This window comes from Aquimarina mytili, assembly GCF_016735115.1.
GTDB lineage: Bacteria > Bacteroidota > Bacteroidia > Flavobacteriales > Flavobacteriaceae > Aquimarina > Aquimarina mytili.
Window position 1 is genome coordinate 650,987 of the sequence record NZ_JAERQJ010000001.1, and the last position, 24,820, is coordinate 675,806.

16 protein-coding genes are annotated in these 24,820 nt (G+C 34.4%); 6 read left to right on the forward strand and 10 right to left on the reverse strand.

From position 1 onward, the window contains the following. Positions 1-3: 3 nt before the first annotated feature. The 3 genes from JJQ60_RS02845 to JJQ60_RS21960 all read left to right on the forward strand — a co-directional run bounded on the left by JJQ60_RS02845 (position 4) and on the right by JJQ60_RS21960 (position 7,667). On the forward strand, positions 4-864 hold the full coding sequence (locus tag JJQ60_RS02845) for a CBM20 domain-containing protein (protein WP_201916435.1): 861 nt from the start codon (positions 4-6) through the stop codon (positions 862-864). Next, on the forward strand, positions 861-1,745 hold the full coding sequence (locus JJQ60_RS02850) for a carbohydrate kinase family protein (protein ID WP_201916437.1): 885 nt from the start codon (positions 861-863) through the stop codon (positions 1,743-1,745). The genes JJQ60_RS02845 and JJQ60_RS02850 overlap by 4 nt, the downstream gene beginning before the upstream one ends. 882 nt (positions 1,746-2,627) lie before the next feature. After that, positions 2,628-7,667 carry a fibronectin type III domain-containing protein gene (locus JJQ60_RS21960; RefSeq protein WP_317193983.1) on the forward strand — a complete coding sequence of 1,680 codons (5,040 nt, stop codon included), beginning with the start codon at positions 2,628-2,630 and terminating at the stop codon, positions 7,665-7,667. 113 nt (positions 7,668-7,780) lie between these two features. On the opposite strand, the gene JJQ60_RS02885 is transcribed toward JJQ60_RS21960, so the two are convergent. Then, positions 7,781-8,680 (reverse strand): hypothetical protein, encoded by a 900-nt coding sequence (locus JJQ60_RS02885; protein WP_201916439.1) that lies wholly within the window; start codon positions 8,678-8,680, stop codon positions 7,781-7,783. A gap of 285 nt (positions 8,681-8,965) precedes the next feature. On the opposite strand from JJQ60_RS02885, the gene JJQ60_RS02890 reads away from it, so the two are divergent. The 3 genes from JJQ60_RS02890 (at position 8,966) to JJQ60_RS02900 (ending at position 11,757) form a co-directional block, all read left to right on the forward strand. After that, positions 8,966-9,652 (forward strand): Crp/Fnr family transcriptional regulator, encoded by a 687-nt coding sequence (locus JJQ60_RS02890; RefSeq protein WP_201916441.1) that lies wholly within the window; start codon positions 8,966-8,968, stop codon positions 9,650-9,652. 323 nt (positions 9,653-9,975) lie between these two features. After that, positions 9,976-10,824 (forward strand): carbonic anhydrase, encoded by an 849-nt coding sequence (locus tag JJQ60_RS02895; RefSeq protein ID WP_201916443.1) that lies wholly within the window; start codon positions 9,976-9,978, stop codon positions 10,822-10,824. 303 nt (positions 10,825-11,127) lie between these two features. Further along, positions 11,128-11,757, forward strand: coding sequence for a Crp/Fnr family transcriptional regulator (locus JJQ60_RS02900; protein ID WP_201916445.1), 630 nt, complete (start codon positions 11,128-11,130; stop codon positions 11,755-11,757). 124 nt (positions 11,758-11,881) lie between these two features. Here JJQ60_RS02900 and ppk1 read toward each other — a convergent pair whose 3' ends face one another. The 9 genes from ppk1 to JJQ60_RS02945 form a co-directional block, all read right to left on the reverse strand. After that, positions 11,882-13,897: a polyphosphate kinase 1 gene (ppk1, locus tag JJQ60_RS02905; RefSeq protein WP_201916447.1), complete on the reverse strand. Its 2,016-nt coding sequence runs from the start codon at positions 13,895-13,897 to the stop codon at positions 11,882-11,884. A 102-nt stretch (positions 13,898-13,999) separates the two neighbouring features. Then, entirely contained in the window at positions 14,000-15,241 is a 1,242-nt protein-coding gene (locus JJQ60_RS02910; protein ID WP_201916449.1) for a cation:proton antiporter, read from the reverse strand. A 13-nt stretch (positions 15,242-15,254) separates the two neighbouring features. Beyond that, positions 15,255-17,210, reverse strand: coding sequence for a thiamine pyrophosphate-binding protein (locus JJQ60_RS02915; protein WP_201916451.1), 1,956 nt, complete (start codon positions 17,208-17,210; stop codon positions 15,255-15,257). Between the two features lie 19 nt (positions 17,211-17,229). Beyond that, positions 17,230-17,610, reverse strand: coding sequence for a DUF2721 domain-containing protein (locus JJQ60_RS02920; RefSeq protein WP_201916453.1), 381 nt, complete (start codon positions 17,608-17,610; stop codon positions 17,230-17,232). Positions 17,611-17,615: 5 nt separating this feature from the next. Then, positions 17,616-18,362, reverse strand: a complete 747-nt coding sequence (locus JJQ60_RS02925) for a hypothetical protein (RefSeq protein ID WP_201916455.1) — start codon at positions 18,360-18,362, stop codon at positions 17,616-17,618. A gap of 41 nt (positions 18,363-18,403) precedes the next feature. Further along, positions 18,404-18,925, reverse strand: a complete 522-nt coding sequence (locus JJQ60_RS02930) for an outer membrane beta-barrel protein (protein ID WP_201916457.1) — start codon at positions 18,923-18,925, stop codon at positions 18,404-18,406. After that, the gene (locus JJQ60_RS02935) at positions 18,909-20,519 is read right to left on the reverse strand and encodes a glutamate synthase-related protein (protein WP_201916459.1); all 1,611 of its coding nucleotides are present in this window, start codon (positions 20,517-20,519) and stop codon (positions 18,909-18,911) included. The genes JJQ60_RS02930 and JJQ60_RS02935 overlap by 17 nt, the downstream gene beginning before the upstream one ends. A gap of 23 nt (positions 20,520-20,542) precedes the next feature. Next, positions 20,543-24,082 (reverse strand): metallophosphatase, encoded by a 3,540-nt coding sequence (locus JJQ60_RS02940; protein ID WP_201916461.1) that lies wholly within the window; start codon positions 24,080-24,082, stop codon positions 20,543-20,545. Positions 24,083-24,111: 29 nt separating this feature from the next. Beyond that, on the reverse strand, positions 24,112-24,783 hold the full coding sequence (locus JJQ60_RS02945; protein ID WP_201916463.1) for a Crp/Fnr family transcriptional regulator: 672 nt from the start codon (positions 24,781-24,783) through the stop codon (positions 24,112-24,114). Between the last annotated feature and the right edge of the window lie 37 nt (positions 24,784-24,820).

Consider the following 24,820-nt stretch of genomic DNA (forward strand, 5'->3'; position numbering starts at 1 on the left):
AAAATGAATAAAGATAGTCGCAAAGTAAAAGAGTGGGTAGTACAACCTAAACTAATTTTTTCAATATTTATAGGAGCATTTATGGTTGTTTTTCCGAAGCATTGTTTTGCCCAGCATAAGAAACAACTTACGTTTAATGTTGATATAAATTCTCAGGAAGAAGCACTTGATGTTGAGGTACGGGGAGATCTTGCCCCATTGTCCTGGTATGACGGAATAAAACTATCTGATCCTGATAATGATGGTGTGTATTCTACAACTGTTACTTTTGAAACTCCTGAAGGAATCGAGTTTTTAAATTATAAATACACATTAAATGCTGATGAATGGGAAGGTGGTGAGAATAGAAAAATATCATTAAAAAATGAATCAGCTACTTTTAAAGACACATTTAGATATGCTAAAAAACTTGAAAATCCATTTAAAAAATTTATCGGAGAGTGGAAATTAAAAGATGATAATTGGGAGTATACCGATGAAAACCTAAGGAAAAGGTCTATAAAAATACCCGGTCATCATACCATTTGCAAAGAAATAAATACAAATAATAGTGTGCTTTTAATTGTAGATACAGGAGCATCACATGGTAGTGCATTTTGGAATTATGACTCTGACAAAAAGGAAACAAATTCGCTTTCTAGTTTTTCGGGTAACCGAACAAGTGCAGGACGGGGTACAATTAATGCTAATGGAGATATAAAAAGTAAAGTTAGGTTTCAGGGAGTAGATGATGGTCGGTATAGAATATATACATACAATTGGGTTTCAAAGGATGAGTATATTTTAAAGTCTGTAGAGTATGACAAAAATGATAAACCTACTGGAAGTTATTATAGGGCAACTTTTGTAAGGATTAATAAATGAAAAAAGTGTTTAATATAGGTGGAGTTTCTTATAATTCGGTTATACATCTAGATCAATTTCCAAAACCTGTACCTACCACAATTCATCATTGTAATTTTAAAGAGACTGTAGGTAATACCGGTGCGGGAAAAGCCGTAACGCTTTCAAAACTGGATTTTGATGTCACTTTCCACTCCATGATAGGAAATGATGTTTACGGAGAAAAGATCCGAACATATCTCAACAAACCTAATCTGAAATTTATTCATGATATCGATCCACAAGGTACCGAACGACATCTAAACCTTATGAATAGCGGAGGAGAACGCATTTCTATATTTATGAACCCTATAACAGATGAACCTAATATCGATTATAACAGATTCAATAAAGAAATTAGGAAATCCGATTTTGTTGTTGTGAATATTTCTAACTATTGCAGAAATATACTTCCGTTATGTAAAGCCAATAAAATAGAAGTATGGACAGATCTTCATGATTATGACGGAAAAAGTAGCTATCATCAAGATTTTATTGATTCATCTGATTACGTTTTTCTGAGCTCAGATAACCTCAAAGACTATAAGCCTTTTATGGAAAAGATGATAGATCAAGGCAAAAAGTTAGTTGTTTGTACGCATGGGAAAGCAGGAGCCTGTGCTTTAACTAAAGAAGGATGGGTAGAGGTTGAAGCTATAACTGAATATAGAATCAAGGACACCAATGGAGCAGGAGATGCCTTTTTTTCTGGGTTTCTTTATGGTTTTTCAAAAGAATATTCAATAAAGAAGTGTATGCAGTTTGGAACCATTGCAGGTGGATTATGTATTCAGTCTGAGCTCATAACCAACCAAGATTTATCTGCAGAACTTTTAGAAAAAGAACATTTGAGATATTATTGAAAAAGAAAGAATCCAATTAAAAGAACTTATTTTTTGATAATATAAGCCAAAACTGCTTGAAAGTAATTTTTGAGCAGTTTTTTGTGAATATAATTTGACCCCCATTCCTATTATCACTTTGGTTTTAATTTTTCGACCATAAATCTATATAGCAAATATGGGCGTGAGCGATATCAAATCGATATAAATAAAAAAAATAATTGATAATAATCATGGTTTAGATTGATAAATTCGGGAGCATAAAAAAGAGCTAGTATTTACTTTTGATATGTCATTAACCATATACAAGCCCAAGCTCGTGAAATCAAAAACTACCGAAAATTTATTACCCATTCCCATACTTTCATATCTCATTATTAAATATTAGCACAAAGTGGTTTTGCTAATAAAAAGTCTATTTAAACACTAAAAAACGTTCAAAATACAGTAAATAAAATGGCAACCTGATATAAATCAAAAGAATGATTGACAAATGTCAAGATTTAAATTGATAGATATCATGATCTATGCGTGCAAGAGCGATGATTTTTACAATTTTTAAATCCCATTTACCTGGTAATCAGTTTTTTGCATATTTTTTTAATAATGATAATGATTAATTAGGGGATGATAATGTTTTTATACGTCTTAAATAATAGACAGTCTGTAATCTTAATATGTAACCAAATTATAAATATGCAAACTCACAAAACCTAAAACCAATAAATACCAAGAATTACATTTCTCTGACCCCAATGTCACTTTCATTTTAGACATAAAAGATTTTTCTTAAAATCTTAGACTCATTTTTTTAAACACAAAATCTTAATCCTTAAAACTCAATTTATGAAATCAAGGAAGAACATATTCCTTCTAGTTCTTTTTTTGTTGTTTTCGATATTCGTGAACGCACAAAACAGTACCGACAGAGAGAATATAAAAAGACAAACCAACCAACAAGCTCTCCAAAAGATCATAGACAGATCTAATCAATTAGAAAAAGCCAATAAAACTAAGACGAATAGGCAAAAAATTCCGTTAACAAAAACTACTAAAGATGGCCGATTAGGAGTTATTTTTGGATTTGATGAAAAAGGAGAGCCAGTTTATGCTTATGATGATAATACTGCAGCTGCCGCAACGGGACGTACAGACAAAATCTGGCAAGGAGGGTCAACAGGATTAGATCTAACAGGCGCCGGAATCGAAATTGCTGTTTGGGAAAGCGGTTATGCGAGACCTACACATGTAGAATTTGGTGGTCGAGCTTCTAATGGCGGTGATGGAGGATCTGTTACCAGCCATGGAACCCATACAGGAGGTACTTTAATTGCAACGGGTATTGACGCCGCTGCCAGAGGTATGGCTTCTGGAGCAACCATAAAAAATTATACTGCTACAAATATGGTTTCTGAAACAGCTGTATTCGCCGCAGCAGGAGGAATTTTGGCGAATAATTCAAATACACCTTCAGGTACATCAGGAAATTATAATGCAGTTGCAAGAGATATGGATGATGTGCTATACAACGCCCCATTTTATTTGCAATGTAAATCAGCAGGAAATGATGGAAATACATATGGAGTGATTAGAAGTACTCAACTTTCCAAGAATCTTTTGGTGGTAGGAAATACAGTAGATGTCCCAAATTATACTGGACCATCTTCTGTAAGTATGTGGACTACTAGCTCTTATGGTCCTACCAACGATTGGAGAATTAAGCCGGATATATCAAATAATGGTAGATCTGTATATTCTTCGGATAATGCTAATGATACAGATTACGGTACAAAGACAGGTACTTCAATGTCTACTCCTGCAACCACAGGAACCTTAGCATTATTACAACAGCATTATAAGAATTTAAATGGTGTGTATATGAGAGCAGCTACTGCAAAAGCACTATTAATTAATACAGCTGATGAGGTAGGAGCTAATGATGGTCCTGATTTTGCCAGTGGGTGGGGATTGGTTAATGCGGAAAGAGCTGCCCAAGTGATAAGTAATAATGGAACTTCATCTATTATGGATGAGTTGACACTAAATAACGGAGGAACATATACTAGAACTATTGTTTCTGATGGTTCTACTCCTTTATCATTGAATATTGTATGGAATGATCCGGGAGGAGCAACAGGCACCGGAACCGCACCTATATTAATAAATGATCTGGATGTTCGTGTAACGGGTAATGGAAATACCTATTCTCCATGGGTAATGGTTCCTAACGGAAGTTTTAATAACTATACAGATCCTGCCCAAAGAGGTGATAATTTTAGAGATAACGTTGAGAAGATTGATGCAGTTTTAGCTCCTGGGACATATACGGTTACAGTAACCCATAAAGGTACATTAACAAATGGGTCACAAGATTTTTCTTTGATTATTACTGGAGTGAATGTTAATGTAGTCCCAGATAATGAAACTCCAAGTATTCCAACAAATTTGACCGCCTCTAATACAACATCAAGTAGTACAGACCTGTCTTGGGCAGCTTCTACAGATAATATTGGAGTTACGGTATACGAAGTATTCCAAGGGAATACAAGTATTGGTTCATCGACTACTACAAGTTTTAATGTTACCGGTCTTACGGCTTCAACATCATATAGTTTTACAGTACAAGCCAAAGATGCTGCAGGTAACACATCAGGAAGTAGTACTGCCGTAAATGTAACTACAACTGCTCCGCCTCCATGCTCGGGGATTGCTAATTTCCCCTATAGTGAAAGCTTCGAGTCTGGTGTTGGAGTTTGGGTACAAGAAAGTACCGATGATTTAGACTGGGTTGTAGATAGTGCGGGAATTCCTTCTAATAATACAGGTCCTACAGCTGCTAATGATGGTACAAACTATATCTACACAGAAGCTACTGGAAATGGTACAGGTTTCCCTAATAAAGTTGCTTTATTAACGAGTCCTTGTATTGATCTTTCAAATCAGCTAAATGCAAAACTAAGTTTTGATTACCATATGTTTGGAGCTGCTATGGGTGTTTTAGAGATGAGAGCTTCTACCGATGATGGTTCTACCTGGACAACGATATGGAGTTTGAGTGGTGATCAAGGTAATAGTTGGAATTCACAAACAGTAAGCCTAGCCGCCTATAGCGGAAGCGTGATAAAACTACAAATCAAAGGAACTACGGGTAGTGATTTTACCAGTGATATGACTATTGATAACCTCAGTATCATTTCTTCAGTTCCTGATAATGAAGCGCCTAGTGTACCAACAAACCTGACAGCTTCTAATACATCTTCCAACAGTACAGATCTATCCTGGACGGCTTCTACAGATAATATTGGAGTTACTGGTTATGAAATATTCCAGGACGGAACCAGTATTGGAACTTCAACGACAACAAACTATAATGTATCAGGACTCTCTGCCGAGACTTCATATAGTTTTACAGTACAAGCCAAAGACGCTGGAGGTAATACATCAGGAAGTAGTACTGCCGTAAATGTAACGACGACAAGTACTCCCGCCCAATTATTTACAGTAGGGATTACAACCGTTGGTACTAGTACATCTACTCATGCTGATAGAAGGGCAATGTCATACACTATGCCCGAAAATGGAACATTGCAAAGCATTGCAATTCATATTACAGGAGGTTCTGGAGATATGCAACTAGGCGTTTATGCTGATAATAATGGAGTGCCTAGTAACAAACTAGGACAGACTACTGTGGCATCTGCTAACGCAACCACCGGTTGGCAAACCATTGCTTTAGAAAACCCAATTATTATTGGTAATGGTGATACTATATGGCTAGCCTGGATGCTTTCAACGAATCCAGGAGTTGCTTATGTATCCGGAAACCCAGGAAGATATAGTGCTTCAGGAACAACCTGGTCCACAAGTGGAAACAATATGCCTTCAAGTTATGGTAGTGGAAGCCAGGCAGATTTTAGATATTCTATATATGCTAATTATACACAATTCGTGGATACCCAAGCGCCGTCAGTACCCACTAATTTAACTGCTTCTAATATCAGAAATACATCTGTGGATCTCAACTGGACCGCTTCTACCGATGATATTGGTGTAGTAGGGTATGATGTATATCAAGGAACTACAGTTATTGGTTCATCAACGACTACGGATTATGGTGTTAGTGGACTTACTGCCAACACTTCGTATAGCTTTAGCGTAAGAGCAAAAGATGCCGCAGGAAATATATCTGCTAATAGTATCGCTACTACTGTTACTACAACTAATGTTGTTCAATATGCATTGACAACTAATACAGTTGGTCAAGGAACCGTAAGTGGAGGTGGTACCTATAACTCGGGAGAAGTTGCTTCTGTTACTGCAACTCCGGCTTCGGGTTGGGAATTTGGTGGATGGACCGGTGATCTATCAGGGAATGCGAATCCAGGATCACTTACCATGGATGCTGATAAAACGGTTACTGCTACATTTACTGAAGTGATTAGTGTAAGTACATCTACAGAGAAATATCGTTTAACCTGGAGAGAAAATCCATCTACCACCATGGTAATAGGGTGGAATCAAGTACGCGGAACCAATCCTGTAGTGCATTATGGACCTAAAGATTTTGGACTTAACTATAGTTCTTATCCTTTAAGTAAAACAGTTGATAGAACCGTTTCTAGTAAAGGGATGGATAATCGTTATGCACGGTTAACTGGGCTTCAACCCAATACAGCTTATTATTTTGTAATTAAGGATAGCGAAGGAGTTTCTGAAAGATACTGGTTTAAGACGGCTCCTAATGACCCAACGATAAGATTATCGATTGTTGCTGGTGGAGATTCGAGAAACAATCGTACCCCAAGACAAAATGCCAATAGATTGGTTGCCAAGATTAGACCACACGCTGTATTGTTTGGAGGGGATATGACCAGTTCATCTTCTAGTTCTCAATGGCAAAACTGGTTTAACGACTGGCAATTAACAATTGGGTCAGATGGAAGAATGATTCCAGTTGTGGCTGCGAGAGGAAACCATGAGAGTTCTAATGATATTAGAGACCTGTTTGATATTCCTACCGCTGCAGGCGGAGAGTTTTATGCCCTTAGTTTTGGTGGAAACCTTATGAGAACCTATACGTTAAATACCGAGGTAACTCCAGCAGGTACACAAGGAAGTTGGTTAGCTAATGATTTAGCTGCTAATTCTGCAAGTCATACCTGGGCGGTGGCTCAGTATCATAGATCAACCAGACCTCACGAACCTGGGAAATCAGAACAAAATGATCAATATGAGGCTTGGTCAAAGCCATTTTATACTCATGCAGTGCAGTTGGTAATGGAGAGTGACTCTCATGTAGTGAAGCGTACCTGGCCAATCAAGCCGTCTACAGGAACCGGTAGTGATGAAGGGTTTATTAGAGTTGATAACGATCCTAAAAGAGCAGTTTATGTTGGAGAAGGATGTTGGGGTGCTCCGCTAAGGAATGCATCTGATACTAAAAACTGGACCAGAGCTGCAGGATCGTTTAATCAGTTTAAATGGTTATGGGTGGATCAAAATCAAATCATCATGAGAACGATCAAAGTTGACAATGCCACTAGTGTTGGACAAGTAAATGATAACGACTTATTTTCTCTACCTGCAAATATAGATGTATGGAATCCATCAGGCGGTAGCGTTGTTACTATTAATAATCCACATAACCTGGCAGTACGTAGTGCTATAACTACAAATAATAGTACTACTAAAAGTTCTGAATTTGATTTGAGCGCTTATCCTAATCCAATAGAATCAGGATTGTTACATATCGTATACCCCAACTATGCCAAGGTTCAAGAACCAAAAGCAATAATTAGAGATATGTTTGGAAAAGTAGTTCATGAAATTAATATTAAATCAAAAACTGAAATGTATAATATTGATAAGCTGAATGCGGGTGTTTATTTTATTAGTATTAAAGTAGGAAACCGTAAAATTAGTACAAAGTTCGTTAAGAAGTAGAACTTTTGCTTTTAGTTTGTTTTGAACTGCCTGAAAGAAATTTCAGGCAGTTTTTTATATTTAATAGAATTTGTCTAGGTGCCTTTAAGCCCAATAATTATATAAATACGAATCTAGACGGTTTGTGTTCCTTTCCAAAAAGGGATACCTTTTAAAAATCGCATATCGGGACGATCTGCAACTAGCACGAATAAAGGAATAAGCGCATGTGGCAATCTAATTAACATTTCCCAAGTCCATTGGCTAAATGAATTCCATAAAAACTCAATATGAAAATGCCCTACTAATCGAGCTGTAGCCGTAAGTCCTCCCCAGATAAAAGCATATACTAAAGCGGCATAGGATATTCTGGGAATAAAAATAGCAATAGCCACTACAAAGTCTAGAATTCCCGCAATCTTCAACATGACATGCGCGCTAGGTTCACTAATTGGTAATGTGTTTAGTGTCATGTCAATAAAAGTTCCTGGTCTGGGATAATATCCAACAGCATACAAACCGTGGCAGCTAAAAGTTAATGCGATGGCAATTAACGCAATTAGACGTATTTTTTTAAATTCAAGACTAGTAAACAACATCATATAAAGTAATACAGGAGTCATGAATTGAATCATATATTCAAAAAATTGTCCAACGTGTAAGAATTTTTCCTTACAATATAAAATTGCAAGTATGAAAAGTCCAATACTTCCCCCTAGTAAAAAGAATTTACCCAGTTTTTTCATGTTGGGTTTTATTAGTAATGTAACGATAGCGCAAAGAAGATAGAAAACACCAATAGTTTTTATAGAAAAAGAAATGGTATTGGCAGCAGAAAGGCTGGTTACATAGTCATTCCATGTTACTCCAAAAGTATTTTCAACAACCCCTTTTAGGATAGCTTCATCCCATAAAAAAGTTCTATAAGGAGCATCCCAAACGATATGTTGATAGGCTCTACCTAAAAAAATCAGGAAAGTGGAAAGCTTTAAAATAGAGATTAATTTGTCCCGTAGGTCTGATGACTGTGTCATGGGTTGAGGTATAAAGTTAGTAAGTTAAAAATAAATAAAATACCTTTAAAAGTATCTGGAAAATGAGCCAAAATCAAATATAACTTCTTGAGAAACTATAAAATCAGACATATATCAATACCAGTATTGATATATGTCAATTATTTCATCTTAAGTATTAATATTCAAAGTTTTATAAAGACATGATTATTTTGAAATTATTCATAAAAAACCTGAAAATGAAAAGGAATTTTTAAGTTTAACTTGTTATATATATGCACACAAGTCTTAACCAAATAGTATTCTATGATTAATACTCTTTTCCCCTGTAGGCGGTATTCTTTTGCAAATGATACCATTTTAGAAGACCTTTCGAAGAATACAATTTCTTTAATTGAAGAAAAGAAAATTTCTATAAAATTAAAGAAAAAAGAGGTTTTGTTTTACGAAGGAACCATCCCAACCGGCGTATATATATTAAAATCTGGTAAAGTAAAAAAATACTCTACTGGATTGAATGGGAAAGAACATATTTTCTACCTGGCTAAAGAAAACGGAATTTTAGGCTATCATTGTTTGCTAAGCAAAGAAACATATGCTCATACTACAGCTTGTTTGACAGATTGCGAATTTGATCTGATTCCAAAAGAAGTATTTCTTTCTATGATTGAAAATGATTATGAAATGTTGTATCGCCTCCTAAAGAGTATAAGTCATGAATTTGGGGTATTTACAAATAATACTAGAATTTTAGCTCAACACAGCGTTAGAGAGAGAACAGCATTGTCTATTATAAAATTAGAACGTTTTTTTGATAATAATGGTTGTATCAAGCTATCAAGAAAAGATCATAGTAGTCTTGTTGGTACATCTATCGAATCATTGGTTAGAACCTTGCATGATTTTAAAGAAGAAGGTGCTATTGAACTTAGAGAAAGCATGATTATAACTAAAGATATGGAGAAATTGGTTAAAGCTTCTAATTTCATGTAAACTCAATTGATTTCTATTTAAATAAATAGTTTAATTCTATTCTCAAGATTTAAATTAAGAAAAGAGGCTGTCTGAAAAGACTCAAAAATTGTCATTACGAAAAATTTTAATTTTAAAGTAATCTGTTTTTCAGTAACTTAAATTTGACAGATTCCTTCGCTATGCTCGGAATGACGACTTTTTAGACTGGTTTTTTTAATACATATTATCATTAGTCAATACAGTCCTTGATAAATATCAATACTTGTATTGACTAATGCTTCACTCTAAATCATAATAAGCAAATACATTTGGTTTATTCGTAACAATAAACTCAACGTATTATGAAAACAAACATTTTAAAGTATGCATTAGTGTTCGGTTTACTCTCAATTTTTACTTCTTGTGAAAATCAACAAATCGATACTCAAGATCAAAATCAAGAGGTTTTAAAATATGATGAAACCAGTCTTTCTGATGCTTATTTTGGTCGTAAATCCTCATCGGGTTGCCATTTTGAATATGAAGGATCATCAGGCCCAGAATTCTGGGCAGATCTTTGCGGAGATGATTGGAAGGATTGTGGAGGTAATTCGCAGTCTCCGATCAATATCATAACAGATGCTGTTCTTGAAGATGAAAGTATTAACAATATCAATACTAATTATACTATTAGTAGCACAAATATTTTTAATAATGGTCATACTATCCAATTTAATTATGATGCAGGTAGTTCGGCTTCACTAAATAATATCGATTATAACCTTTTACAGTTTCATTTTCACACAGGAAGTGAACACACCGTAGATGGAGTTCGATATCCTATGGAGATGCATTTAGTACATCAAGATCCCATAACAAAATTACTTGCTGTAGTGGGTGTGTTTTTTAAAGAGGGTAATAGAAACCTACTTCTTAACCAATTTATGAATAATCTTCCAGAATATGAAGATGATCACTACACAAGCAGTCAGAAATATCATATTAAAGATATTTTACCTGGAGATATGGACTTTTATACTTACAGCGGGTCTTTAACAACACCTGCTTGTTCAGAAATAGTTACCTGGTATATAATTAAAGAAACCATAGAAGCATCACATGAACAATTAGAGAGGTTTGAACATATAATGCATAAAAACTTTAGACCGATACAAACGCTTAGCGGTAGAATTGTAAGTACTAATGATTAATAGACGATTAACTAGACACAAACTTGAAAAAGCTGCCTTATTTAACTAATGAGGCAGTTTTTTGGTTTTATAAACTAGATGAATACATCATTTCCTACTTTTAACTCGTCCTGTTTTTTTTCAGAATTCCTTCGCTTTAATTTAGGAGATATGAGTAAATAAATCTGATATTTATTCGTTATTAGTTTAGTAATAAGTATTTTAGATATTCCATAGAGTAAATTCATATTACACTAAATAACCATCGTTATGATTAATACCCTATTCCCCCATAAGAGGTATTCGTTTATAAATGAATCCGTGATGGAAAGTCTTCCAAAAAATATCTTAGATCAGATTGAAGAAAATAAAACTGTTTTGAACCTTAAAAAAGGGCAAGTGTTATTCCATGAAGGTACAATCCCTATGGGGGTTTATATTCTAAAAACAGGTAAAGTAAAAAAATACACTCAAGGAATAAATGGTAAAGAACATATTTTTTATTTAATAAAAGAAAATGAAATCTTTGGATACCATAGTTTATTAAGTGAAGAAACATATTCACATTCTGCGGGATGTCTAACAGATTGTACCTTTGAGCTTATACCTAAAAAGACTTTTTATTGGGTTATTGAAAACGATAGTAAAATGCTCCATCGTCTGTTAAAAAGCATGAGCCACGAATTTGGAGTGTTTATTACTAATTCGAAGATACTCGCTCAACACAATGTTAGAGAAAGAACGGCATTATCCCTAATAAAGTTGGAACAATTCTTTAATGATCACTGTATCAAATTATCAAGGAGAGACCTTAGTAATATTGTTGGCACATCCATTGAGTCTTTAGTAAGAGTATTACATGATTTTAAAGAAGAAGAGGCAATTGATATTAAAGAGAGCACGATTACAGTTAGAGACATGAAAAAATTAATTGATACCACTAATTTTATATAGGTATTTTATTATCTAAAATATTGTCCAAAAAGTAAATGGATAAAATAAAGGCAATAGACGGAATCATCTATTAACAACGAATCTTTGATTTTTCTGTTTTTTTATCAGTAATGGTTTTATAGGTTTAGGTTTTTGACATAGACGCTACCTGAGCCCTAAGCGCAGATGCAGAATCTACATAAGTATTATCTTGATCTTCGTTTATAATTCTTGCCTTTACGGTGTCATCCAGTTGCAATTGTATCATTCTTCTTAATTTAAAATAAACATCGTTATCTAATACAGGAATCATTACTTCAATTCTATGATCCAGGTTACGTGTCATCCAATCTGCAGAACCGATATACATTTTTTCGTTACCTCCGTTGGCAAAAACATATACTCGTCCATGTTCAAGAAAACGATCTACTATACTTGTAATATGAATATGCTCACTTTGACCTTCGATACCGGGGACTAAACAGCAAATACCTCTAACCACAGCTCTTATAGTAACACCTGCATTATTTGCTTGATACAACAAATCAATCATTTTATTATCTTGAAGACTATTCAATTTTAGGATAATATAGGCTTCTTTTCCTGCGATTGCATTTTCGATTTCTGTTTGTATGAATTTTTCGAAGGTACTTCTTGTGGTAAACGGAGAAACCAATAATTTTTTGGTTTTAGGAATAATAATATTTCCTTCTAAGAGTTGAAAAACCTGTTTCAATTCTGAAGTTATTTCAATATTGGCGGTCATCAACCCAAAATCGGTATATATTTTAGCAGTTTTTTCATTAAAATTTCCTGTACTAATATAACCATATTGCATAGGTTTATTATCTTCTATTCGTTCTATTAGCAATATTTTAGAATGCACTTTTATTCCGGGATAACTATACATTACCTTTGCTCCATGTTCTTCCAATATTTTACCCCATCGTATATTGTTCTCTTCATCAAACCGAGCTTTGGTTTCGATAAAAACAAAAACATCTTTTCCGTTTTTTGCCGCATTTAATAATGCATCTGCTAGCCCGGATTGTTTGGCAATACGATAAAGTGTTATTTTAATTTTAGATACATTTTTATCCTCAGAAGCTTGTTTTGCAAGACGAAGCACATCATCAAAAGACTCGTATGGATAACATAGTAATCGGTCTTTTTTTGCGATCGCCTCAAACATATTCGAAAATTTTTGAAGTTCTGGATCCTGAATAGGAGTCAGAGTTTCTTCAGAAAGTTTCTTTTGGGTTGGGTTAGGAAAACCAAAGAAATCTTTAAAATTATGATATCTTCCCCCTTGCATAACATCCGTTTCATTAGCATCTAATATTTGTTTTACATGATGTAACAGGATCGTTGGCATTGCAGTATCGATTAACAATCTTGTAACTTGTCCTGTCTCTCGATTGCCTAAAGAGTTTTTAATCTTGGTTAGCAAATCACCCGAATATTCATTTTGAATATATAGTTCTGCATCTCTAGAAATTTTTATTGAATAAAATTTAGAAGATTGTTTTTGAGCATAAAATTTTGCAAGGTTATGCTTTAAAATGTCATCAACAAAAGTAATGTAGTGTGTGTTGTTTTCTGAAGGGAAAGTAACAAATCGAGGAGTGTTTGATGGAATTTTTACAAAAATAAGTTGTTCATCATTAAGTAAAGCAGTTAAATAAAGTTGCTCATTTTCAATAAAAATAGTCCCATCATTTTGCTCTACATTAATATTGATTGTGAGTTTGTTTTTTAATTTTTCTTGATAATACTGTTCGGCAAATTCTTTTTGCGAATCTGAAAAATCTTCACATGAGATTAGCTGAATACCTTCTTTTTTAAGCTCTGGAATAATTTGGTTAACAAAAAGGTCTCCAAATTCTTGTTGTTGTAAAAGCACTTGCTTTTTGATTTTTTTTAAAAGCTTATTGGGTTTTGTAATTAGTTTTTTTCTTAAAGGTTTATCCAGGTTTTTAATTTTCCTGATATCAGACACCCGTACTTTAAAAAACTCATCCAGATTAGATGAAAAAATGGCAAGAAATTTAATTCGTTCATATAAAGGATTATTTTTATCTGAAGCCTCTTGTAAAACCCTATGATTAAAACGTAACCAGGAGAGATCTCTGTTATAGTATTTCTTTGAAATTAATGCCATTCTTTATTAAAATTTGAATTTTGAAATGTAAACATAATCTTGCTAGTAATTGTAGAATCATAAATTAGATTAAGGTTGTTTTTAGGTAAATAAGGTAAACCTTTATCCATATATTTTTTTTACCAATGCACCAATGCTTAATCCTTGTACAATAATAGAAAATAGAACTACCACATAGGTTATGTATAGAATAATTTCTGAAGAAGAGGTGTCAGCAAGACTTAATGCTAATGCTATAGAAATTCCTCCACGCAAGCCACCCCATGTCAGAACAATTACTGTTTTTAATGGACTGCTTTCTGAATGTTTTAATAAGGAATATGGTAAAAATACAGAAATAAACCTTGATATCAATACTATTATAATTGCAATAATCCCAAGAATAAGATAATTGAAATCAAATTTTAAAAGATGAATTGCAAGGCCTATCAGCACGAATAAAATACCATTAAAAACTTCATCAAGTATTTCCCAGATCTCATTAAGCATTTTTCTTGTTGGCCCTTTGTTGGCCTTAATATTTAGTTTATTTCCTATAATTATTCCAGCCACCACCATTGCCAACGGCCCGGATACGTGGATTAGAGAAGCTAGCGAATATCCTCCCATAACAATAGCGAGGCTAATCATGACCGACAACTGAGGGTTTTCTTTTACAGATTTTATACATTGAAACCCCAAAAAACCGAGGATCGTTCCATATATGATGCCTCCAACGGCCTCTTCTAGAAATAATTTCCCAATTTCCGAACCTACTGAACCCTCAATATGATGTTCACCCATTCCAGTAAGGATTAAAATCCCCGAAAAAACTACTACTCCAATACCATCATTAAATAATGACTCTCCTTCAATTTTAACGCCAAGACTTTTTGCAATATTAGCCTTTTTAAGAATAGCCATAACTGCGATAGGATCTGTAGGAGAAATCAAAGCGCCAAATAATAAAGCATCCAGAAAAGGTAAGTTAATACCTATTATTTTGGCAATTCCGAAAGTTAAACCGCCAACCAGAAATGTTGAAATAAGTACGCCTAAAGTTGCGAATAGAATGATTGACCACTTTTCTTTAGATAGATCTTCAATATTTACGTGTAGTGCCCCAGCAAAAAGAAGAAAGCTTAAGATACCATCTAAAAGCAATGTTTTGAAATCTGAATTCGTTATGATATCACAAAAAAACATGTAGAACCCAGGAATAATACTCTTACTTACTGTAATAAGTACTATAGTTGCCAAACTCATTAACATCAACCCAATAGTAGTAGGAAGTTTCAACCATTTGTAGTTGATATAGCTATAAAAAGAAGCTATTGCAAAAATAATACTGAAGGATTGAAGCATAATTACAAAAGTTTTATATTAAACCAACATCAGTAACAACCTCAAGAAGGGCTGGTCCATTATGATCGCGAACCTTTTCCATAGCCGGTATTAGATCATCAGGGTTTTCTACTCGTATTCCAAGTGCACCACAGTTTTTTGCAAACTGGGCAAAACTTGGATTTTTAAGAGATGTTTGCCATACATCAAGTTCTGCAGCTCGTTGTTCTTTAGAAATTTTACCTAACTCAGAGTTGTTGAGGACAATATGTTTAATATTCATATTATATTTTACCAGTGTGGTAATTTCTGCCAAATATTGCCCTAAACCACCATCTCCAGATACTGACCATATAGGTCGTTCATGCCCTTGTGCAGCCCAGGCACCCATTGCTGCAGGTAATGCAAACCCTATCGACCCTAGATATCCAGACATTAGAATGGATTGATTTTTTGGTTCAAAATATCTTCCAAAGGAATATGTGTTATTTCCTACGTCAACAGCGATCACGGCATTGTCTGGAGTTACCTTATTCATGGCGTTAAAGACTGCAATAGAACTTAATCCTTTACTGCTCGAATCTTTAAGGCGACTTAGTTTTTCTTCTTTCCAAAGCTTCCAGCGTTCTTCAATTTCGGTTCGTTGATCCATAGTATTAGTTTTATCATAAGTTTTTTGTTTCAGAACTTCCAAAGTTTCTGAAATCTCTCCCCATAACGCAGCATCCACTTTGTGAAATTTACTTAATGCCATAGGGTCAAAATCTACCTGGATTAATGGCTTTTTGGGAGTGATACCTGTATGATTAGAAAAAGAAGCTCCAAAAACAATAAGAAGATCACTCTCATTCATAAACCATGAAGCGATAGGAGTACCGCTTCGACCTAAAACCCCGCATCCTAATTCATGATCATCTGCAATCAATCCTTTTCCTTTAAATGTAGTAATAACAGGGCAGTTTAGCTTTTTTGCATAGGTGATAATACTATCCATATTAAAACGGGCACCATGTCCTACTATGATAACAGGTCTTTTGGATGATAAAATCATCGAAGTAGCCTTTTCTATCATTTCCTTTGGTGGAGAAATATTGAAAGGTGTAATGCGATTTTCAGGAGTTTGAGGTTTTGCGTTTTTGCGTTTTTTAGTGAATGCTACTTCGTCTGGAAATGTTAAATGTGAAACATCTCTTTTGATAAGTGCATGTTTTATGGCTAAGGACATTAATTCGCTGTGATTAGAGTTGAGATGCACCGCATGATTAAATTCTGCTACGGTGTTAAATGCTTTAACCAAATCTACCTCTTGAAAAGCTCCGGTACCAACCACTTGTGTATTTACTTGCCCAGAAATAGCTATAAGTGGAGCACGATCTACCTTAGCATCCCACATACCAGTATACATATTGGTTGCACCCGGGCCTGCAATACCAAAGCAAACGGCTGGCTTACCGGTAAGTTTTGCATATCCAGATGCAGCAAAAGCAGCAGCACCTTCATGGCGAACCCCAAAATACTTTAGTTCTCCTTGTATTTCTTGTCTTCGCATTGCATCAGCAACCCCCAGGTTACTATGTCCTACCATACCAAATGCAGTATCTACTCCCCAATTTATCATAGTTTGTATCATCAAATCGGAGATAGTTTCTTCATGCTCTGATTCTTCAGGGATTCCTACATAAATAGCATCGTTCTCTTCTTTTACTTCAAAAGTAGTTATACCATCATCATAACCTCCCGGCGGTAGCCCGGTACAAGGGTGAAAATCCCACCCATGCCAAGGGCAGCGAAGCATTCCATTTTCTATAGAACCCTCACCAAGTGGTCCTCCCTGGTGTGGACATCGATTATCTAATGCAGAGAATTTTCCTTCAAAATGAGTTAGGCAAATACCTTGATGACCTGCGGTAACAGTTTGTACTCTACCTTCAGGGAGTTTGTTTTTATTGCTAAGTACCTTATGCCAAGTGACGTTTTTTTGAGAAGCCATGTGTTGTATGATTATGTTGCTAAAGCGTATTTTGAAATTGATCTTGCCGTATTTTTACAGCTTTAAAAGAGTATATTATAAGTGCTATTAAACCTAGCAAAGCGAATATTATGCCTGTTATTGTTATATAAATTGATGAATTAAATTTAGCTCCAGTACTTATAAATAAGCCAGAAACAAGCCCAGAAATCACAAAACAAGCTACAGAAATATATAAGAATACCATTGCATTATTGAGTAATTTTAACTGCTTTAATTTACGTTCTATCAATTGTTCAGAATTTGTATCTGCAATAAGTGATTTAATTTCGGTACTCAATGCCACTAATAGGTTAGAGGTTGATAATATTAACAACCCAATTCCAGGAACAATAGTTATAGGTACATACCAATTTTCCATAGAAGTTAATTTGTATAGGCAATAAGTGCCTCGTTAAAAAAAGTAACAGCATCAGTTTTATTTATTCCTGAAATAGGCAATACAGCGCCTTTAAAGCCATCGTTGTACCATTTCCCTTTTATTAAAGACTTAAACGTATTGGTATCTAGGCCATCGTGCCCTCTGTAACCACTGATATAGAAATAATAGTCTTTACACATAGAATCTGGAATTGCTAAACCTAATCCAATAGAAACCCCTGAACTAGTATCTACTGTTGTAAATGCTCCTGTATCAAAGTGATGTGGCCATATTCTGATTTCAGAATCGAATCTATTGGTTTTTAAAAATTCTTGTATGGCTAATTGTGCTAGTTTTCTATATTCAATCAGTTTTTTCAACCTACTTGCATCTTGTAGTTTAAATACATAATCATCGGTTATTTGGTATGGCAACTCATAATGAAGATCATAGGAATAAGCTTTTTCAAAGCCACTATCTATTACCATACTGTTTATCCATTGCATAACCTGGGCATGCGAGGTACCATCAAGTTGTAATCTTTTTGTCGCATTATTACCAATCCATTCTAAAGTAAATAGAGCATAGCTGAGAGAAAGTATAACTCCATCAGCATTTAGTGGTCTGGTAAATAAACTTTCTGATTCTATAGAAAAACCAAGATTGGTATGGCTGTCATCCTGTTTTTTTTCTATAAAACTTATTCCTGCGGCCGCTAGATACTGTGCCGCCAAGTGCATTTGAGTTGTCATATGTTGTTTGTTTTTATTCTATATTATCTCTATTTGAACGTTTAATGTTTTTCTTCAGGCTTTGATAGCTGTATAATAACACCAACGGTTACAAACTCATCGTTAAGTTTTCCGGCTACTCCTTTAAATTCGCCAAAAACAAAACATTTTCCTAAGCCGTAATGGACTCCTAATCCATAATTCAAACCAAATTCTTCTTCTTTAGTATTAGATTGATCAATTAAACGTTCTTTTTCTAAAGAGTAATTGATCCCACTAAGAGGATATACCCCGAAAGAGTGTGTTAATTCAAAAACGTAGTGTGCATTAAGATTTAACTCTGTAATTGACAATTCATACTCTTCGTCAATTTCCTGATATGGAAAAAAAGTTATTTCAGGACCAAAACAAAAATGATTATTCGGCCCATAATATATTCTAGTATTGATTCCAAAGATGTTCTCATTCAATTCCAATGAAGGACCAATACCTGCCATCCATCCTTGTTGTGTATAGACGCTTGATGATACAAGAAAGAGGAAAGAGCATATAAAAAATGTATTCGATTTAAATAACTCCGGCATAATTGATTCCTGTTAGGCGATGCATATCATAATTAAAAGTTGAAAGGTCATCATGATTAAATTTTGTAATATCATCATGCCCACAGGCCCTGGCAATAACCTTTATGAGGTTATTGGTTGCATCAAAATAATTATATAATTGTTTTGCAGAAGATTCTATAATCAATCTACTTCTCAACGATTCTTTTTGTGTAGCGATCCCTACAGGGCAATTGTTGCTGCCACAAGCACGCATTCCTAAGCAACCAATAGCTTGAATTGCAGCATTAGATACTGCTACAGCATCGGCGCCAAGCATCATTGCTTTTGCATAATCTTCAGCAATACGAAGCCCTCCAGTAATAATTAGGGTAATGTCTTTGGCTCCTACTTTGTCCAAGTATTTTCGAGCTCTTGCTAATGCCGGAATTGTTGGGACATTAATATTATCTCTTAAAATGGTAGGTGCAGAACCGGTACCTCCACCACGACCATCCAAAATAATATAGTCCACACCTACATCAAGAGCAAATTGAATATCTTTTTCTATATGACTGGCAGCAATTTTAAAACCAATGGGTATACCTCCGGTACGTTTTCTTACTTCTTGAGCAAAATCTTTAAAATCTGTCACACCATGAAAATCTGGAAAAGTAGCCGGTGAAATGGCGGTTTGCCCTTCTTTTAATCCTCTGACTTCAGCAATTTCTTTACTCACCTTATTACCGGGTAGGTGCCCTCCGGTTCCTGTTTTAGCACCTTGTCCTCCTTTGAAATGAAATGCTTGCACTTTATCTAACTTATCCCAAGAAAACCCAAATTGTGCAGAGGCCAATTCATAAAAATATTTGTTGTTATTTTCTTGCTCTTGTGGAAGCATTCCACCTTCTCCAGAGCAAATACCTGTTCCTGCCATTTCTGCTCCTCTGGATAAAGCTATTTTTGCTTCTCGCGAAAGGGCTCCAAAACTCATATCGCTTACAAATAAGGGAATATCAATTATCAAGGGTTTCTCTGCTTTAGGTCCAATGATAACCTTGGTAGCAACTTCTTCATGATCCAATAAAGGTCTGTTAGCTAATTGTGCGGGCAAGAATTGGATATCGTTCCATTTTGGTAAGGTATTTCGATCTACTCCCATCGATGCAGAAAATCCATGATGGCCAAGGTTTTTTAAGCCATTCTTTGCCAGCTCTTTGATGTGTCCTGTATAAGGTTCTGTATCTTCTGGATGAGTATCGGCATAGGCTCCGAGATACTCATCTCGATTAAAAGGTTGAGGGTAATCTTTAAGATACGAATTGATTTCAATTTCATCTACATAAAGATTTCCATTTTCAATTTTTGAAGAGAATTTATATAAAACCTCATTGTTGTTATACTCAGATACTCCGGTGTCATAGCGATAATCCCAACCATGAACACCGCAAATAAGATTATGTCCATCTATGTGCCCATCAGCCATTAAGGCTCCTCGATGAAGGCATCTTCCATACAAAACTGAAATCTCTTCACCATATTTTACAATAACCAAATCCAAATTATTTACCAGAGCATGAGTTGGTTTCTTATTTTCTAGATCTGCAATTTTAGCAATTTTGATAGGTTGTTTCATATGTATTACTGTTGTTTTTAATTTTAAAATGAAAATCCAAGGACAAAGACAATTCTACCTCCATCTGAGCTAGAGAAGTAGCCAACATTTCCAGTGAAAGTATCCAATCCACTTACCCAAAAGGATCCTCCTAAACTATTAGTCCATTTATCTGAGTCATCATTTTCTACCCAAACTCGTCCGTAATCAAACCCTCCGGTAACTCCATATTTGAGAGGGACAAAACTTGTTTTAAATTTTCCTATTTGATATCTAAGATCTATATTCTGGTATGCCGAGTATTTTCCTGTAAATCGTTCATTTCTGTATCCTCTCAAGCTAGATACTCCTCCGAGTTGTGCAGCATGATAAAATTCGAAATCATCTCCTAAAATGGCTTCTCCTCCGATTTTTGTTGCAAGTACAAGTTTTCCATTTTTGGATATTTTGTGATCTATTGCGAGATGAGGTTGTATATAAGCAAAGCGATTTTCATTTTCTGTATCATCAATATTGGTTTTATAGCCAGCGGTTATTCCAACATCTAATCCCAAGGTAGGAAAAGCAAGGTCATTCATATTTTTGAAAGCATAATTAACTTCAGCCCCGGCATAAGTTTGTTGGTTAAAAACAGTGCTATTTTCTTGTAGTGTATTGACAAACCTACCGATGGTATTTTCAACATCAAATGATTCTACTAATGGTTTGAAGTAAAAAGACCCTCCGTCTCTTCCTCTCCAGATTAAAGAAATAGCGGCATTCCATTTTCTAATTCGTACCCTATTGAAGTCCAAATCCATTTCATCCCTATCATATGCCGTTTCATTACCAAACCCGAAAAAGTTTTGAGCAAAATTTGGACTAGTATATAATCCTTCTACACCAAAGTTCCAGTTATGAAAAATATTAGAAAACTCTCCAGAATAAGAAATATCAAACCCAGAAGATCCAGTATAAAATGATGCTCCAAAAGAATGTTCGTGTGTGAATGGATTTCTTTGCAATCCATATTTAGTATAGTGATTTAATACTCCAACTCTAAGTCCGTCGTCAGGGTTAAATGCCAATAACGGAAGGAGTTGATACACAAAGTATTCTCTTTTTTTGTAATCATAATTATTGATGTCATACGAATCAACCAACCATTTTCTAGACTTTTTATTGATGATTGTATTTTTTTTAGACTTGTAATCGTATGCCTTTACTTTTTTGGTGTTTTTAAAATCGTATGTGTCATTTTTTCTACCTCCAATAACACGAACCATTATTGGATGGTCACCTTCACCTTCTACAACAAAAGAATCTTTACCATCGAGGCCATATAACCATATTTCTTTAGTTATGTCATGAGTAAAGGTTCGATTAAATATGCCAAGATCTTTTCTATGAATATCGATAGAAGTTTTTCCTCCAGGAAGTCGTGTAATATTAAATTCATCATTTTTTTGAGTTCCGGCAATGACTTCAAATTTATTAATGTACAGATAATATTCTCTGGCAATATTTAGTATGTTTTTTCGTCTTCCTTTGAGTTTGGTTTTAATTTCATCGATAGTTTCTCCTTTGACTTCATTCGGAATCTCTTCAAAAGCTTGTTCAATGATTTCGTCGGTTAAATTGTTCTGAATATATTTTACTTGTTTCTCCCATTCTGTCCAATCTGACTGATTCAGAAATGTGAGATCTAGTGGATAAGGCTCAAAATTAAACCATTTTGTATTTGGCAATTCTTCATCATAAGATTGCATCATTCTGATAAAAGGTACTGCGCATCTTAGAAAGGAAATGATACTTCCATCAAATACCGAAAACGCCTGATCACGATCTCTAGGAATGGGTTTACAGATTTCGGTACCATCTTCTTTTTCAAAACGAGCCCATCGCCATTGATCTTCATGACGATCCCAGTCTCCAATAAGCATATCAAATAACCTTGCTCGTATGTATGACGGCTCATCTACAATAGATTTTCCTGTCTTTCTAATTTCATGAAGCACATCATCTGTGCTTAGAATGTCTTTTGGTTTTCCAAAACTTTCTAAATCACTATGGTTGGATTCCACTCGCTCTTCGATCATATATAATTCATCACCATATTCATCATTATATATCCCTAAGGCTTCTTGTTTCGGAACATAATAAAGTTTTGGATTGGTATGGTAAACATTAACAGCATTTGCTAGTGTACCTATAGCAAAAGGAGTATAAGGATGCGCTGTGGTGTAAAAATCTAAAAGAAAGCGATCGGCAAAACTATTTTCAAGATCTTCTTCTACATATTTATCTTGAAAAGCAGTGGATTGTAAAAATTTGATGGCACTTTTCCTTAATGCACGCATTACATATTGTTTTCCATTTTTATTAACAAGACGCAATGATTTAGACTGGTGCCCACCACCGCGTCGTATTGGTTCTAACCCACCCATTAATGTATCCAGAAAAACAATAGGAGCATCCACAGATTTGCTATAATATTTTCGATAATGATCTCCCCATAATCCTTTATAAAGTTTTCCTTTTGTAGTCTCTTCAACAGAGTATACTGAGGCAGTTTTAGATGTTCCGAAACTACTTTTTGGAGTAAAAGTGTAATCTAATTTTGGGCTTTCTCCTTTAAAAACCTTTGAAGAATGAATTTTAGATACATTCTCATTTTTAACACCAAAATAATCCGCGATAACCTTTCCGTTTTTAAAAATCTTAAGGGCAGTAAAACCATTTTCTGATGAGCCATAATCACTTTCTTGAGAAGGTTTTACTCCTTTTGTTTCACCTACAGCACCACTTATTATCTGAGGGATACCGTATTTAGAAATGTATTGTAAATTATTACCTTGTCCTGAAACAAAAATTACATTCTCTTTTTGCCTTGCTAGAGTAATTAATTTGTTTCTTAACATACGGTATTGTTTGTTTTGAAAATCCTGTATAGATATCCCACCGGTTCTCGATATTATTCCAGATTTGGTATTTGTGAACATGGGATGGTGTATTGCCACTATCATTATTTGATTTTGTGATTTTTTTAGAACGCTTTCAAATTCCAGAAAAAATTGTGTTCTATTTTTGATGTCACAATCATCATTGATATAGGTGTTTTTATTCCAGTCTTCTAAAAACCATTGTGAATCTATAGCAATTAATACTACATTTTCAGAAATTTCTTTTTTCTTTATTGGACATCCATTATCTGGATAATATTTGGCACTACTGTTTTGCTGGATAAATTTTTCTAGACCTTTTACATTCTTATATCCTTTGGCTTTCCATTCGTTATAACCGGGAACAAAAACAATTTTTCCATTAAAATCAGAAATTACATCCAATTGTTTTCCTACTGTTGTTTTTACTGAACTTTCTTTAATGCTAATAGGATCAGCCATATTACCAACGATTAATAAGGTAGCATCCTTGGTTTGTGAAGATGCTGATACAATATTTTGTAAAATATTTTGGTCAATATCCTCGCTAGTATTTGCAGTAATAAATATAGAAGCTTCAATATCACTTTCTTGCCCCTGAATTGGGAGTGTTAGAAGGGATATGAAAAAAGATAAGATGATTTGTGATTGCGTGAGTTTCATAATGTATTAGTGAATTCTTATAAACTGATTTAAGTAGGAAGTAATTTTTTCTGCATTGATATGAATTGGGAATTATAATTAATAATTCCATTTTTTCTTAAAGCACTCATAACATTGCTAACTGTTTGTCTTGAGGTATTCGTAAGATGTGAAATATCTTTATGAGACAATAGATTTTTGGCGACGACTGTATCATCCTTATTTTCGCCAAACTCTTGAATATAGTCTTTAATGAATTCTGTGATCCTAGAATTACTGTCTTTATACAATAAATCCTTAAGTCTTCTTTCTAATTTTTTAATGCGTAGGCCATATACTTTTAGTACACCATTTTTTAAAGATTTATGTTTTTCCATAATCTTTTCCATACGATCAGCTTCTATATAGCATACGATGCAATCTTCTAGGGCTATTGCTTGTTCTTCTGCTGCAGCTTGGGCATCGTATAATGATAATTCTCCAAAAATATGTCCCTTCTTTACAATATATTTTGCAGCATTATTAGACGTGTCTACAATTTTAATAGTTCCTTTTTTAAGAAAAAAGATGCTTTTTTTATCCTTGTTTAGTAATTGAATTGTGCCTCCTTTATCAATGTTTTCCATTTCAAGAATCTCACACATACGCATCATTGTAATTCTGCCAAGTTTATTAAAAAGATTAAATCCTTCCAGAAACCAATATTTGGTATATGTATTCAAAGAGAGTTGGTTTATAAGTTAGTATAGTTAAAAGTAG

Bases quoted from the DNA above. Each gene is read 5' to 3' on its own strand.
- JJQ60_RS02935 (WP_201916459.1), bottom strand. From the start codon at position 20,519: ATGAAACAACCTATCAAAATTGCTAAAATTGCAGATCTAGAAAATAAG.
- JJQ60_RS02910 (WP_201916449.1), bottom strand. From the start codon at position 15,241: ATGCTTCAATCCTTCAGTATTATTTTTGCAATAGCTTCTTTTTATAGC.
- JJQ60_RS02890 (WP_201916441.1), top strand. From the start codon at position 8,966: ATGATTAATACTCTTTTCCCCTGTAGGCGGTATTCTTTTGCAAATGAT.
- JJQ60_RS02895 (WP_201916443.1), top strand. From the start codon at position 9,976: ATGAAAACAAACATTTTAAAGTATGCATTAGTGTTCGGTTTACTCTCA.
- JJQ60_RS02930 (WP_201916457.1), bottom strand. From the start codon at position 18,925: ATGCCGGAGTTATTTAAATCGAATACATTTTTTATATGCTCTTTCCTC.
- JJQ60_RS02885 (WP_201916439.1), bottom strand. From the start codon at position 8,680: ATGACACAGTCATCAGACCTACGGGACAAATTAATCTCTATTTTAAAG.
- ppk1 (WP_201916447.1), bottom strand. From the start codon at position 13,897: ATGGCATTAATTTCAAAGAAATACTATAACAGAGATCTCTCCTGGTTA.
- JJQ60_RS02900 (WP_201916445.1), top strand. From the start codon at position 11,128: ATGGAAAGTCTTCCAAAAAATATCTTAGATCAGATTGAAGAAAATAAA.
- JJQ60_RS02940 (WP_201916461.1), bottom strand. From the start codon at position 24,082: ATGAAACTCACGCAATCACAAATCATCTTATCTTTTTTCATATCCCTT.
- JJQ60_RS02845 (WP_201916435.1), top strand. From the start codon at position 4: ATGAATAAAGATAGTCGCAAAGTAAAAGAGTGGGTAGTACAACCTAAA.
- JJQ60_RS02850 (WP_201916437.1), top strand. From the start codon at position 861: ATGAAAAAAGTGTTTAATATAGGTGGAGTTTCTTATAATTCGGTTATA.
- JJQ60_RS02925 (WP_201916455.1), bottom strand. From the start codon at position 18,362: ATGACAACTCAAATGCACTTGGCGGCACAGTATCTAGCGGCCGCAGGA.
- JJQ60_RS02915 (WP_201916451.1), bottom strand. From the start codon at position 17,210: ATGGCTTCTCAAAAAAACGTCACTTGGCATAAGGTACTTAGCAATAAA.
- JJQ60_RS02920 (WP_201916453.1), bottom strand. From the start codon at position 17,610: ATGGAAAATTGGTATGTACCTATAACTATTGTTCCTGGAATTGGGTTG.